Source organism: Bacteroidota bacterium, assembly GCA_041658205.1.
In the GTDB taxonomy this organism is placed as follows: Bacteria; Bacteroidota; Ignavibacteria; order UBA10030; family UBA8401; genus UBA8401.
Genome location: JBBAAO010000001.1, coordinates 2438407 through 2452726, shown reverse-complemented (window position 1 = coordinate 2452726; position 14320 = coordinate 2438407). Strand labels below are relative to the sequence as shown.

The 14320-nt window shown below is 41.0% G+C and carries 11 protein-coding genes and 1 tRNA gene; 11 read left to right on the top strand and 1 reads right to left on the bottom strand.

Annotation, left to right across the window (positions count from 1 at the left end; all coding sequences use genetic code 11):
- The first annotated feature begins 218 nt into the window (after positions 1–218).
- The 3 genes from WDA22_10110 to WDA22_10100 all read left to right on the top strand — a co-directional run bounded on the left by WDA22_10110 (position 219) and on the right by WDA22_10100 (position 5237).
- A complete protein-coding gene (locus tag WDA22_10110; GenBank protein MFA5833815.1) occupies positions 219–2675 on the top strand; it encodes a PIG-L family deacetylase in 2457 nt (818 codons plus the stop codon).
- Between the two features lie 2 nt (positions 2676–2677).
- Positions 2678–3907 (top strand): DNA methyltransferase, encoded by a 1230-nt coding sequence (locus tag WDA22_10105; GenBank protein ID MFA5833814.1) that lies wholly within the window; start codon positions 2678–2680, stop codon positions 3905–3907.
- A 73-nt stretch (positions 3908–3980) separates the two neighbouring features.
- Positions 3981–5237: a T9SS type A sorting domain-containing protein gene (locus WDA22_10100; protein ID MFA5833813.1), complete on the top strand. Its 1257-nt coding sequence runs from the start codon at positions 3981–3983 to the stop codon at positions 5235–5237.
- 44 nt (positions 5238–5281) lie between these two features.
- On the opposite strand, the gene WDA22_10095 is transcribed toward WDA22_10100, so the two are convergent.
- A complete protein-coding gene (locus WDA22_10095) occupies positions 5282–6145 on the bottom strand; it encodes a DUF2911 domain-containing protein (GenBank protein ID MFA5833812.1) in 864 nt (287 codons plus the stop codon).
- Positions 6146–6259: 114 nt separating this feature from the next.
- On the opposite strand from WDA22_10095, the gene WDA22_10090 reads away from it, so the two are divergent.
- The 8 genes from WDA22_10090 (at position 6260) to WDA22_10055 (ending at position 14302) form a co-directional block, all read left to right on the top strand.
- Positions 6260–6331, top strand: a tRNA-Gly gene (locus tag WDA22_10090).
- Positions 6332–6416: 85 nt separating this feature from the next.
- Positions 6417–6794, top strand: coding sequence for a response regulator (locus WDA22_10085; GenBank protein MFA5833811.1), 378 nt, complete (start codon positions 6417–6419; stop codon positions 6792–6794).
- A gap of 11 nt (positions 6795–6805) precedes the next feature.
- Positions 6806–7993 (top strand): hypothetical protein, encoded by a 1188-nt coding sequence (locus WDA22_10080; protein ID MFA5833810.1) that lies wholly within the window; start codon positions 6806–6808, stop codon positions 7991–7993.
- Positions 7994–8068: 75 nt separating this feature from the next.
- On the top strand, positions 8069–9172 hold the full coding sequence (locus tag WDA22_10075; GenBank protein ID MFA5833809.1) for a HEAT repeat domain-containing protein: 1104 nt from the start codon (positions 8069–8071) through the stop codon (positions 9170–9172).
- Positions 9169–10593, top strand: a complete 1425-nt coding sequence (locus WDA22_10070; protein MFA5833808.1) for a glycosyltransferase — start codon at positions 9169–9171, stop codon at positions 10591–10593. The genes WDA22_10075 and WDA22_10070 overlap by 4 nt, the downstream gene beginning before the upstream one ends.
- 61 nt (positions 10594–10654) lie before the next feature.
- The gene (locus WDA22_10065) at positions 10655–11899 is read left to right on the top strand and encodes a YaiO family outer membrane beta-barrel protein (GenBank protein MFA5833807.1); all 1245 of its coding nucleotides are present in this window, start codon (positions 10655–10657) and stop codon (positions 11897–11899) included.
- 1 nt (position 11900) lies between these two features.
- A complete protein-coding gene (gene tsaA / locus WDA22_10060) occupies positions 11901–12704 on the top strand; it encodes a tRNA (N6-threonylcarbamoyladenosine(37)-N6)-methyltransferase TrmO (protein ID MFA5833806.1) in 804 nt (267 codons plus the stop codon).
- Positions 12705–12904: 200 nt separating this feature from the next.
- On the top strand, positions 12905–14302 hold the full coding sequence (locus WDA22_10055; protein ID MFA5833805.1) for a hypothetical protein: 1398 nt from the start codon (positions 12905–12907) through the stop codon (positions 14300–14302).
- The last annotated feature ends 18 nt before the right edge of the window (positions 14303–14320 follow it).

The following is a 14320-nucleotide window of genomic DNA, read 5'->3' as shown; positions in this document are numbered from 1 at the left end:
AGGAGTCCTTCCCTAAGGGAAACTTCGTGTCGGACCGGAGCGAAGGATATCGGGATGAAGAATCTGAAATTAGCATCAGATTTGCCGATAAGTTTTTTACATGCACGGCACCCCGAACAACGGGGCTTCGCTGCGCTTAGTATAAAAAAATCCAAGGCTTGCTCAGAATGGCAATAGTTTCATTTTTGAAATGGGTTCTAATAACCTCTAATGAATATATGAAAAAATACCTTGTTGTAATTTTATTCCTGATTCAAATTTCAGTTGCGCAACAACGTCAGATGGATGCTGTTGAACTGCAGCTTGCCGTGAACAAACTCTCCGTTCTTGGATCAGTTCTGTATATTGCCGCACACCCCGACGATGAAAACACCGCGCTGCTTTCATATTTTTCCAAAGGAAAATTATATCGCACCGGATATTTGGCTATTACACGCGGCGAAGGTGGACAAAATCTGATCGGCTCTGAACAAGGAGTTGAACTTGGTGTTATTCGGACGCAGGAATTATTGGAGGCGCGTAAAGTGGATGGAGCCGAACAATTTTTTACACGGGCGATCGATTTTGGATATTCGAAGTCTGCAGAAGAATCTCTCCGGTTATGGAATAAAGACAGCGTGCTGAAAGATGTCGTTTGGGTTATTCGGACATTCCGTCCCGATATTATTATCAACCGGTTTTCTCCAACGCAGGGTGGGCACGGACATCATCTTGCCTCCGCAATTCTTGCTGAAGAAGCGTTTAAGATTTCCGGCGATCCAAATGTGTTTCCCGAACAATTGAGATTTGTCCAGCCATGGAAGGCAAAGCGGCTTCTTTTTAATTATTTTCGTTTTGGCGGAAATAATTCAAATCCAGGAAATATAGCAACAGTAAAGATTGATGTAGGTGAATACAATCCGCTCCTAGGTAAATCCTATACTGAGCTTGCTGGGATCAGCCGTTCAATGCATAAGAGTCAGGCGATGGGTTCTGCGCAGAACAAAGGGACAAGTGTAAACGAGTTTGTGGTGACGGCAGGTGAATCGATGAAAAACGATCTGTTCGACGACGTTAATGTTACGTGGAATAGGTATTCCAATGGAAAAAAACTTCAGCAAATGGCAGAAGAGATTAAGAAAAAATTTATTCCCTCATCGCCCGAAAAATGTATTCCAACGCTTGTACGTTTTTATCAAGAACTGAGGAAAGTGAATTTCGATCCGCTCATCAATCGAAAAATGGAAGAACTTGCATCGGTTATTCAATCGTCCGCTGCGTTATCGATTGAAGCTCGTGCTGATGATGCACTTTATTCCCGCAATGATTCCATCAAGATTGGATTAACATTCCTTAATCGTTCGTCGGCGAAGATCACTGTTGCCTCAGCATTTTCACCTGAATTGAATTTGAATAAAGAATCCAAACAGTTGTTGAATTATAATGAACCGTTTCACATCCAGTTTGCTTCCACCATCCATTCAAATGAGATGTATTCACAACCATATTGGCTCACGTCCGATCCGAAGGATAATCGGTATTCCGTTTCTGATCAATCGGTCATTGGGAAAGCTGAGAATCCTGCCATTCTGTATGTTGCGACTTCGGTAACGATTGAGAATGAACCATTCATTTTCAATGTTCCGGTCAGATATAAATGGATTGACGATATCCAAGGAGAACAAGTGCGAAATGTGGAAGTGATTCCGCCAATCTCCGTATTGATGGACGAGAAAAATATTGTGTGGAATGAGACTACATCTAAAAATGTAATCGTTAGACTTCATTCTTCACGAGAGAATGTTGCCGGTGTTGTATCATTGAAATCGTCCAAGGGATGGAATGTTTCTTTAGAACAGAAATTTTCAATATTGAAAAAAGATTCCGAAACGGAAGTAATTTTTACCATTTATCCGGATTCAACGACCTCCAGTGGAGAGCTTATCGCCGAAGCTGTTGTTAATGGAGAAATTTATAACTCGACCGTAAAACATATTGTTCATGATCATATTTCACCCCAGTCTATTTTGACACATGCCACTAGCCGATCCTTAAAATTCGATCTGAAAAAAAATGGAACAACAGTTGGATATATTATGGGTGCCGGTGATGAAGTGCCGAACGCATTACGACAAATGGGGTATACAGTTTCGCTCATTACGGATGTGGAATTGTTGAATGGAAATCTTACCAAGTATGATGCGATTGTTGCGGGCGTGCGCTCCTATAATACACGCGAACAATTGCGTCTATCGCATTCAACTTTGATGAAATATGTTGAACAAGGGGGAACATATGTTGTGCAATATCAAGTGTTGGAACGAGGACAGACGGAAAATATCGGCCCCTTTCCGTTTGCACTTTCCCGCAATAGAGTGACAGATGAATATGCAGCGATGAACTTCATCAAACCGGAACATGCATTGCTAAATTCACCAAATAAAATTTCCTCGAGTGATTTTCAACATTGGGTGCAGGAGCGTGGATTGTATTTTGCATCAACGTGGGATCCAAAATTTGAGACGGTGCTGTCGTGTGCCGATCCGAACGAACAGCTGCTGGAAGGAAGTTTACTCTACACACGGTATGGAAAAGGACATTACATCTTTACCGGACTTTCATTCTTCCGTCAATTACCGGCTGGTGTGGAAGGTGCTTATCGATTGTTTGCAAATTTAGTTTCCGTTGGGAAATAAGAATGAAGAAACTGCTCAACGACCAATTATTCGATTTTGTCTCTAGGGAAAACGGGAAGCGAAATAAATCCCGTGTTTCATCTTTAAATATTGACAAGCAATCGATTCCAATATTCACTAATGAATATTGGACATCGAAACAGAGGCAGGCACACTCAATTCATGAAGTTTCATACCGAGCTTGTTTTAAACCGCAATTACCCCGTTTCTTTATTGAACGATTAACAAAACCGGGTGATGTTGTGTATGATCCATTTTCCGGCAGGGGTACAACAATTATCGAAGCGGCTCTTCTTCAAAGAAATATTATCGCAAACGATATCAATCCGTTAAGTGCGATCTTATCTCAATCGCGACTGATTATCCCTTCCATTGAAGAAATCACTGAGCGATTGGAAAAGATTTCGCTAAAAACCAAAACTTCTTCCAATATAGACCTTTCGATGTTTTATCATAAAGAAACAATGTCTGAGATACTATCGCTGAAAAAATATCTACATTCTCGATCTCAAAAAAGTGAAGAAGATTCCATCGATCGTTGGATACGAATGGTTGCAACAAACAGATTGACGGGACATTCGAAAGGTTTTTTTTCTGTTTATACGCTTCCACCAAACCAGGCATTATCTGCGGAGAGCCAGAGAAAAATAAACAGACTGCGAAAGCAAAAGCCGGAGTATAGAAATGTAAAGGACATCATTCTGAAAAAATCGAAACAATTAATCAATCAAATCAATGATGAGCAAAAGAAAACGCTTGGGAAGGCTGCAAAAAAAGCAGCATTTATCACTGCGGATGCTCGCGTCACAAAGAAAATCAAGAATAATTCTGTCGCACTTACTGTAACATCTCCCCCATTTCTTGATGTGGTGCAGTACGTAAACGATAACTGGCTTCGATGCTGGTTCAATGGAATTGATGCGAAAAAGGTTTCAATAAATATTACAATGTCGCGCACACTGGATGATTGGTGCAATGTTATGGGAGATGTATTTCGGGAACTCTATCGGATCACAAAAAAAAACGGCTGGGTCGCTTTTGAAGTGGGAGAAGTACGAAGTGGAACGATTAAATTGGAAGAGTATGTGGTGAACCTTGGTTTGCTTGCCGGATTTCGCTGTGAAGCGATTATGATCAATCAACAGCAATTTACAAAAACGGCAAATATTTGGGGAGTTGATAATAATTCAAAAGGGACGAATTCGAATAGGATAGTCTTGTTTACAAAATAGAATTATTGCTTTTGTTAAAAGATAACAGGAAATTTGTATAATTATAAAGAGTGACACTGCAAGGAAAAACTTTATGACCAAATTTCGAACGATATATCGTTGCATTATTGGTCTGGCCATGGTGTTCTGTTCAACAAGAGCGCCCGCCCAGATTTCGAGCGATGCAATTGAATTGACACTGAGAGTGCAGGAAGGGATCATGTTGGATTCTCTATGGGCACAAAAAATCGATTCTAGTTTAATCATTGCACGCTTGAAGTACGACACTCTCAATTCGATTCATGCCCGCCGGCAGTATGTCATCAGTCAATTGCTTATTTCTACAAGTGCAGAGTGGAGTGAAGCGTGGAGAAGGTTGGAGTTATTGACGGGTGATACGTATATCGATTCACTTGGAAAGGTCTATGGACTTGTGAAGGCGGACACCGGCTACAGAGCTTCAGGATTTTATATTCTTACATTTAAGACACCTCTTCAAATGCAACGGTTGTCCGCTCTCTATGCAAAACATAGAGGTGTAAATTTTGCAGAGCCAAATGGTTACGGTGGTGACGCCAATAACATAGAGTACTTTCGAAAAAATAATATTGATCATTTTGCATTTTCATACGGCAGCGGAGATTGTCCTGCTGGATGTATCTATCGATATTATTGGTATGTCACTGTATCGGGAACCGGTTCGGCTCGAAATGCACTTCTTGAAGAAGGAGGTGCACGATCTGGGGTGAAGATTTATCGCTGGAACATTCCTCCCCGATATGCTATGACGATGTTTCCCAATCTGGATTCCATCTTAACGGCAATTCAATATGCACCTGAATGGTGGGTACGTAAACATGCCATTGAAGGATCATGGAGATTCTTTGTACGGTCATCTCCATGGGTAGGGGAAGATCTGATAAAAAGATGGGACACACTCAAGTTCCAAATACAATCAAGAAAGAACGATATTCTCAATGTACTTAAGACTGCACAAAACGACGTAGATCCCGATGTCAGAGCATCAGCAGAGTTTGCCGTCAACACGCTAAAAGTTTTGAATGTTACTCCTGATGTTCAAAATGTTTTTGATTTTACATTATTCCAAAATTTCCCGAACCCATTTAATCCCAGTACACAAATTCAGTTTCATCTTGCACACGAGACTGCGGTTTCGTTGAAAGTATTTACTATGCTTGGACAGGAAGTAACCTCTTTAGTAAACTCCACACTTACAGCAGGAGTGCATTCTTTTAATTGGAATGCTGAACGGTTTTCATCCGGCATCTATTATTACACATTGCGGGTGGGTAAATATTCGGAGAGTAAAAAAATGCTTTTGTTGAAATAAAAAAGGGGAGTTGAACTCCCCTTTTTTATGAAACATCTGTCAGTTTATTTTTTCTTCCCTTTTACCGGAGGAAGTTTTTCTTTCCATCCAGTCATTGTCTTCTCAAAGTTTGCTGTGTTTGCGCCACTCTCTTTTCCCGCTTTCAATGCCTCTTCGCCTGTCTTTACGGCTTCGGACCATTGTTCTTTTTGTGCAAGAAGATTTGCTTTTAAAGAGAGATTGGAAAAACTTGGTGTAATGGCAATTGCTCGGTTAACGGCAGCAATTCCATTGTCAACGTCTGTTTTAGTGTCCAGTGAATAGCGAGCAAACATTGCTGCCTGCTGTGCAGCGAGTGAGGAATACGACGCTTCTACTTTCTTAATGTTCTCTTCAGTGTTGGTGTTAATTATAAATGAAACAGCGGTTTTATTCCACTTTAAAGAGACTTTTGCGGATGAGCTGGTCAAGTCCGAAAAACTATACGACAACCATTCTTCGTGAGGAATTGTATCCGGTGTTACTTTGAAAGTGATAACATTCAAAGTTGAATCATATGAATAAGCACCCCATTGATCTTTTGCAGAATTAAAGATTACTGTCCATTCATTCTCTGTTGGGATCAAGAAAAATTCATATCGTCCAGCCTTTAACGTTGTTCCGGCAATGGTGACATCCTGAGAAAATTCAAATGATGTTGCATTATTTGCCCCTGCACGCCACACTTTTCCGAATTGTTCAAGTTTCCCAAAAATTTCGCGTCCTTTTACTCCCGGACGGTGATAGGAAATAGTAGCTTCCGTAATGCCGATTGTCTGTGTTACAGAAGCATAGGGGCTTACACGGAGCATCTTCGACGGCGGCATTTGTGCAAACATATTGCTGGCAACGATAACCAGCGATAATACAAGGATGGAGAGGTTTTTCATGGTGATTCCTTATTGTGATTGTGAGTTGAAAGCTTAAACCTATAACAGAGTGAAAAAGTTTCCATATTGGCGATGCAATATAGGAAAAAAAATTGTACTTTATGGAAGGGATTTGCGAGAGTAATTCAGTGGTAGAATGCAAGCTTCCCAAGCTTGACGTCGCGGGTTCGATCCCCGTCTCTCGCTCAAAAGAAGGGAAGGCAGAAATGCCTTCCCTTTGTTTTTTTCTCATGTAATATCAGCTCAGCCTTTTGTATATTGGTCAAAACCTATGGCAGAAAAGATACTCGTCGTTGAAGACGACAGTAACATAGAACAACTTGTTGCATTTAAACTGAAGAATTCGGGATACGAAGTCTCCGCGGCGCATAATGGTGCCGAAGCGCTCGAATTTTTAAAGAAAAACACGGTGAACCTTATTATCACTGATGTGATGATGCCGGTGATGGGGGGAAAAGAATTGGTGATTGCACTTAAGAAAAATCCCACTACGAAGTCAATCCCTGTTGTTATGCTCACCTCCAGAACTCTGGAAAAAGAAATTGTGGAAGGATTTTCCCTTGGTGTTGAAGATTACATCAAAAAACCATTCAGTCCTCAAGAACTTCTTGTGCGAGTAAAATCCGTATTAGCGCGAAATAAAACTTAACTGAAATACTCATGCAGCGATCGAAAAAACGATTTTTCTATACCCACAAAATCATCTTCACAATCGCCGCGTTACTCCTTATTGTTTTCGTTGTTCCATATCTCTATTGGTACATCGTACCAAAAACTCCTCTTGCCGTTGTAGTGATCGATAAAACCACAGGCCAGGGTTACCGAGAACACCACTCTTTTTTTTGGTTGCTGAATCATTGGAAATACGTTGATCCCCGCTCAGGTGAATTTTACGATGGTGAAGTTGATTATTACGGATACCAACCAAAAGATACTACAGTGAATGATGTGTCTCAATTACAACTTCTTCAGACTTCTCTATTATACATCGTCGATACGTATGGCGTGTACGAATATCCCATGGAGTATAATCAATACGAACGTTTGATTCCTGAAACGTATGTTCCGATTAAATTACAGTATGGCGGAATTAATGAAGAAGAAATAAGTTTGATTGAACAATACGATTCGCTGGGGAGGATGTCAATTGCGGAGTTTAACACCATGCAGGATCCACAGTTGGAAGTCAAACCAGTTCAGCAGCGTCTAGAAAAACTGTTCGGAGTCCATTTTACGGGCGCACTTGGCCGCTATTATGACGATGTAAACAGTGCTGCACACTGGATGAAAGATCTTTATCAAAAACAGTATCGAGAAAAGTGGAACTTCTCAGGGCGGGGAATTATTATCACGGTGAAACGCACATTGGGGGATGAGAGGCCGGGAATTGTGGTGCTCCAATCCGGAGATCTTTCACATACGCCAGTCTTTATCCGAAACAGTGAACACCCTCTGCTGACGGAAACGGAAGACAATGTGCCCTATTATTACTTCTTTGAATTTATGGAGATTGATTCTTCTGCTCGAGCTCTTGCCACATATGAAATTCAATGCAATCATTTGGGGAAAGAAAAAATGGCCGTCGCAGGCCTTCCGCTTTCATTTCCAGCAGTGATCCTGTCAAACAGTGAAGAACGCAATATCTATTTTGCTGGTGATTTTGCCGACAATCGCGTGGAAACACTGCTGACAGAATATTGGAATGTAGAATTTTTACTCAGTAAATTATTCTCATTCTATTTTGTTTCGGATCAGACTCGTTTTTTTTGGAAATTTTATCTGCCGATGATGAAACAGATCTTGCATCGCGCGGCGGATCAAAATCCGGTTCAAACAAAATACCGGTAACATTCTTTCCAATTTTAAAGGAATACCGCCATTTTTTTTCTCTTTGTACTTGTCACAACGTTTCTCGCTCTTTTTTTGATTGCCATCGGATCGATCGGTCTGATCGTTTCGAAGGTCCGCGCTGCGACCGTTGAGACTAAGCTGTACAGCGGCGATACCAAAACTCGTGAATTTCTCAATCAGTATTTGTTTGCTGATATTGTGACCGACGATAGTACTACGGATCGAGAAGAATTTATCAAACGACTGGAGCCGTATCTTATTACATTGAAGATCGACCTCAATATTGATGGAAACTCCAAATACAATTCCCGCAGAAGATCGTTGAAACGTGTGATGTTGAAATTAACAACGGAAGTGATTGGCGATACTCGGATACGTTTGACCCGTGCATTTGAATATTTTGATTTCGTCAAAGAAACGAGCGAAACACTTCGGGATAATCGATGGTGGATTCGTGCAAAGGGATGTAAAAATGCAGGATTGATGATGAATGAATCCGCTCTTCCGTATCTGGAGCAATGTTTGGATGACGAGAATGGCGACGTGCGGATTGAAGCAGCGCAGGCAATGCTCGACATAGCCGGTGTGGAAATTCTCAGTCCGATTATGATGCGGTTGAAAGAAATGTCTCCTTGGATGCAGGTGCGGCTTTCCCGTTCCATTTTAGGATTCGGTGAACATTCCGTATTACCCTTGGTGCAAGCGATGCAGTCGAAGTATCCGAAGATTCAGGGATTTTGTGTTGACATGCTTGGAATTCTTGGGGATGTAAAGGCAGTGCCAACGTTGTTGGAGTATATCGACTACACCGTCTCCGAAGTGAAACATAAAAGTTTAATAGCACTGGGAAGAATTGGTGACGGAAGAAGTATTCCTGTTATTCAACGGTTTTTATATTCCGATAACGAACAATTACGTGCGGACGCAGCGAAGGCGGCAGGAAATCTTTCGTCCCCTTCCATGGCATACGATCTGTACTGGATGCTGGTGAAAGATACTTTGATTGTGAAACTTGCTGCAGCGGAAGCGTTGGCGCGATCCGGAGAATTGGGGATTAAGAGTTTATTATATGCATTGAATCTTGATGATGAACAGGTGCGGATGATCGCAATGCAATTCCTCCATGAAGCCGGTGTCCCGATGAATTCATCAAAAATTGCGGCGGGGGGAGTATGATGGAGCTATTTGTTGAGTTTATTAATGTTGTCATAAACACATATTCATTATTCATTATCGGTTTCTTTGTTTTTGTGAATGTGTTCTACTTCTCCATGTATGCCATCTCCTTTGGCGCAATCGTCACATATCTCCGCCGCCACGCATTTTGCGATTATCGAGTGATCATGCAATCCGAGCTGACTCCTCCCGTTTCGATTCTTGCTCCGGCATACAATGAATCTGCAACATGTATTGAAAGTGTGAATTCGTTGCTGCGATTAAATTATCCGACATCAGAAGTTGTTTTCATCAATGACGGCAGCAAAGATAATACGTTGGAAGTGGTGGTGAAAGAATTCGACATGGTCAGAACGGAACGAGCATATCTTCCTACCATCGCCACAAAACCAGTCCGCGGAATTTATGTGTCACGGCGCCCGGAATACAAAAGCCTGATCGTTGTGGATAAAGCGAACGGTGGGAAAGCGGATGCACTCAATGTGGGGATCAATGTCTCTCGGTATCCGCTGGTCTGCGCCATTGATGCGGATTCCATTCTGGAAGATGACGCATTGCTGAAAGTAGCGAAACCATTTCTGGATGACGAGCGGGTGATCGCCGTCGGCGGAATAGTTCGCATAGCCAACGGCTGTAAAATTGAACGCGGACATGTGAAAGAAGTTCGCCTTTCCAATAAATTGATCCCTTCGTTTCAGGTGATAGAATATTATCGGGCGTATCTTTCCGGCAGAATGGGATGGGGAGCGATCAACGGACTGCTGATCATTTCCGGTGCATTCGGACTCTTTAATCGAGAAATTGTAATCAAGGTCGGCGGATATAAACATGACACCGTCGGTGAAGATATGGAATTGGTTGTACGGATGCATCGATATTGCTTGGAGAACGACAGACCGTATCGCGTGGAATTTGTTCCCGATCCTGTCTGTTGGACGGAAGCACCGGAGACCTTGAAAATTCTTGGCAGACAGCGCAACCGATGGCATCGCGGTTTGCTCGATACGCTGCTGATTCACAAAAAAATGTTATTCAACAAGCGCTACAAAGTGCTCGGTCTTGTTAGCACGCCGTACTTTGTTTTTATTGAATTGTTAGGGCCAGTCATTGAAGGACTGGGAATTCTTGCCGTTGGATTCGGATTTTATTTGGGAATGGTGAATTTAGAAATTTTCACGCTCTTTTTTGTTGTATCAGTAATCTACGGTGTCATGTTTTCCATCAGTTCAGTCATTCTGGAAGAAATTTCATTTCATCGCTATCCCCGCACGCGAGATCTGCTGAAACTTCTTTTATTGGCAGTTATTGAAAATTTTGGGTACAGACAGATCACCGTATGGTGGAGAATGAAAGCATTCTGGGATTATGCGCGGGGAGTTCAATCCTGGGGAGCAATGACCCGCGTCGGATTTAAGAAATAATGGAACGGATAACCCGAACTAAATTTGTACGATAACGATAACAATGAAGCGGTCTAACCATATGAAGTGTAAATATTTCGTTCTTTTATCCGTTCTGATAGTATTGCAAAGTATAAATGCACAAACGAAGCTGGATGCACTTGATGCTGATGAACTGTTTGTTCGTGCGCGTGATCTTGCGTTTAGCGGACAACGCGATTCGGCCAGAGTAATATTGAAGATTGCCATTGCGAAAAGTCCAGCCTACACTGACCTGAAGGTTCTGCTTGCTCGAACATATGCATGGGATGGTCGTAGAAAAGAAGCCCGGCAAGAATTAAAACGAGTTCTGAAAGAAAAACCGAAATATCTTGACGCGCTTCAGGCCGCAATTGATGTTGAGATGTGGGATGGAAAATTTCCGGATGCATTGGTTCTTTGTAATACAGCGTTGAAATATTTTCCGAATGACGAAGAGCTTTTAGTGAAACGAGTAAAGATTTATCGTGACATGGATAAAGATGGCGAGGCATTGTTTACACTTTCTATTCTGGAAGATATCAATAGATCTAACCCGGAAATTCAACCGTTGAGGGAATCGATTAAAACACGTTCATATTTAAATAGCATCGGCGTTTCGTACACACACGACTGGTTTAATGTTGCACGGTTTTCGCCGCGGGATCAAATGACTGTGCAATATACACGAATCACCCCAATTGGATCGGTCGCGCTTAAATTAAATGGATCCCGCCGTTTCGGAAACGAGGGATATCAAGTGGAACTAGAAGCCTATCCTAAAATCGTCAGCGGCATCTATGCATATGCAAATTATGGATATTCCTGGACGAAGAACTTTCCAAAACATCGGTTTGGTTTGGAACCATTTTTCAAACTTCCCGAAAGTTTTGAGGCATCCATCGGTACACGGCTTCTTTTTTTTAGTAATAGTCCGATCGATATTTATACGGCTTCGGTAGGTTATTATTTAGGAGATTATTGGTTTTCTCTTCGCACGTATCTCATACCAGGCAAGCAGCTTTCCCGTTCATTTTCATTGACCATTCGCCAATATTTTGGAGGGGACGGAACGTACGCTTTTCTCAAAGGGGGAGCTGGTTCCACACCGGATGAGGACAATTACACCGACACAACCGGAACAAGAATTAATCTTTTGAAATCTCAAAGTATCGGAACAGGATTTCAATATGTCATCGATTTGAAATCAACCGTCGATTTTTCCGTTGATTATAAATATGAAGAGGTGATACCCGGTTTGTTGGTGAATAATTATGCTCTTTCATTCGGATATAAATTTAAATTTTAGTATGACCGATCAATTGATCCTCACTCCAATCGGTATCATTCGTACTCCATACCAGGAAAAACAACACGCACCGCGTCAGCCGGGTATAGATAAAGAAACAGTTATTGGTACCATCGAACTTTATCCTGATAAAAATTTTGATCAGGCGTTGGAATATTTGAATGGGTTCGAACGAATCTGGATTATCTCCTGGTTTCATGAAAATTCCGATTGGAAACCGAAAGTTCTTCCACCTCGGAGCGGCAGGACCAAGCGGGGAGTTTTTGCAACACGCTCGCCGCATCGTCCCAATCCCATTGGCCTCTCGTTATGTAAATTGATTGACGTGAAAGGGAGAGTCATTAAAGTTGAAAATCCGGATCTGTTGGATGGCACGCCGATCCTTGATATCAAACCGTATATTCCGTATGCCGAAGCGTTTCCCGATGCAGAGATTGGCTGGTTAGCGGAAGTTGAACATGCGGAAGAATCGCCGTATGCCGTTGAAGTATCTTCCGAAGCAAAAGAACAAGCGGAGTGGCTGAAGGAAACGCACAATATTCATCTATTGGAACGGGCGATTGATATCCTCTCATTCGATCCCTTCCCGCATTCATACCGCAGAATTATGAAATATGACTTAGGCGGATATGTTATTGCCATAAAATCGTGGCGCTTACTCTATACTATTAAAGAGAAGGTTGTTTTTTTAAAGACAATCCAAAGCGGATATCCTACCGAAGTTATCCGATCGCTCGATCCTTCCAAAGAAACACTGCACGACCAACTTGCCCATGTTCAATTTCATGAAAAATGGAAAAAATAACCCCATCCCGTATTCACGTGATGCGCAAGAAATAATGAAGTTGTAACTTAATACTATAGAGTATTTGCGATTGCTGTTATGGTATTATTGCAATACATTTTTTTAGAATAATAATGTTGGTTAATGAGGTATGGAATTTAATAAGACAAAATCCAATCCAAAAATGTCTCTTGTATGCTTGCTTCACAAAAGAAAGCATTATGAATAGATCACTTCTGAAAACACTTTTACTATTCATGATATTTTGTAATACATATCCCTGTTCCTGTTTTAGAACTTCCATAACGAAATCGTATAATTCGGCAGATATAATATTTATTGGAAAGCTTACCCAAATTCATAAAGCTGATAATGAATTTTCGTTTAGGCAGGAATATAGATTCGTTGTCTCAAAAGTATTAAAGGGAGAAGCGCTTGATACAATAGCAATTGAAACCGGAATGGGCGGGGGAGATTGCGGCTCTTACTTTCGGGATAGTATTGACTATTTAATTTATGCCTATAAAAAAGATAAAGGATATACAACGAATATCTGTTCAAGATCGAAAGCCCTCTCAGAATCACAAATTGATTATGTCTTTTTTGAACATTTGCCGCATATTCTCTCTACATCGTCTTTTGTTGGAAACATTTATTACGTGAGAGATCGAAGTCCGTTTATTAATATGTGTGACTTAAGGGTGACGATACGTAACAAAGAACATCATTATGTTACAAAGACCAATTCACAAGGAAATTTTTATTTCTTGGACATAAAACCTGGCGTATATACGATTGAATTAGCCATCAGTGATTCGTTGTATTTGTCTCCTTATCATTCATCAATTCGGATAGATTCTCTAGAATGTGAAGAGGACAATTATCAGTTATTCCCGGCGACATTCATTAACGGTAAAACATTTTTTACGAATGGATCGGCTGCCCCAAATATTGAGGTTTCGTTGGTAGAATCAGATATCGATACCAGAAATAACTCCGTTGGATACTTTGAATCTGCAACAAGTAATGATTCGGGTTATTTTGAATTTGATAAGGGTATAACTCTTGGTGCATATTATTTAGCGGTAAATCCCAACGGACCCACGGTGGACATGCCGTACGAAACGACATTCTATCCGAATACACCAACAATGAATAAGGCAATACCGATTGAATTACATTCGCCAACGGCGACTAAATCTATTCGTTTTTCACTTTTAAATAAAAAACTCCCAATCTATCTTGTGAGCGGATACTGTTATTATAAAGACAGCGTTCCTGCAACAAATGTATCCATCAGTTTCGATGCAATTATGAAATATGGAAAAGACAATGTAACAATGACGACAGATAATCAGGGAAAGTTTTCATTGAAGGCAGTGCATGGCCAAAAGTTAGTAAAACGATCTTACTATTTTCAAGTTGAAACAAAAGAAGAAAGTGAACAATTACAATTACAGCATCGCAGTTATACTGCGGAATTTGGACTTTCCGATTGGGAATACGACACGCTTCAGGTGAATCATAATCTGACTGATTTGAAATATTACATTGGGAAAACATCAAAAGATGTCTATAACGATATACGTAAATATAGAACGGCAAATAGAAAAAAATAAATCATTAAGATCTTATTA

Coding starts and splice junctions, on each gene's coding strand:
- WDA22_10065 (MFA5833807.1), top strand. CDS start 10,655: ATGAAGTGTAAATATTTCGTTCTTTTATCCGTTCTGATAGTATTGCAA.
- WDA22_10105 (MFA5833814.1), top strand. CDS start 2,678: ATGAAGAAACTGCTCAACGACCAATTATTCGATTTTGTCTCTAGGGAA.
- WDA22_10070 (MFA5833808.1), top strand. CDS start 9,169: ATGATGGAGCTATTTGTTGAGTTTATTAATGTTGTCATAAACACATAT.
- tsaA (MFA5833806.1), top strand. CDS start 11,901: ATGACCGATCAATTGATCCTCACTCCAATCGGTATCATTCGTACTCCA.
- WDA22_10055 (MFA5833805.1), top strand. CDS start 12,905: ATGAATAGATCACTTCTGAAAACACTTTTACTATTCATGATATTTTGT.
- WDA22_10095 (MFA5833812.1), bottom strand. CDS start 6,145: ATGAAAAACCTCTCCATCCTTGTATTATCGCTGGTTATCGTTGCCAGC.
- WDA22_10100 (MFA5833813.1), top strand. CDS start 3,981: ATGACCAAATTTCGAACGATATATCGTTGCATTATTGGTCTGGCCATG.
- WDA22_10085 (MFA5833811.1), top strand. CDS start 6,417: ATGGCAGAAAAGATACTCGTCGTTGAAGACGACAGTAACATAGAACAA.
- WDA22_10110 (MFA5833815.1), top strand. CDS start 219: ATGAAAAAATACCTTGTTGTAATTTTATTCCTGATTCAAATTTCAGTT.
- WDA22_10080 (MFA5833810.1), top strand. CDS start 6,806: ATGCAGCGATCGAAAAAACGATTTTTCTATACCCACAAAATCATCTTC.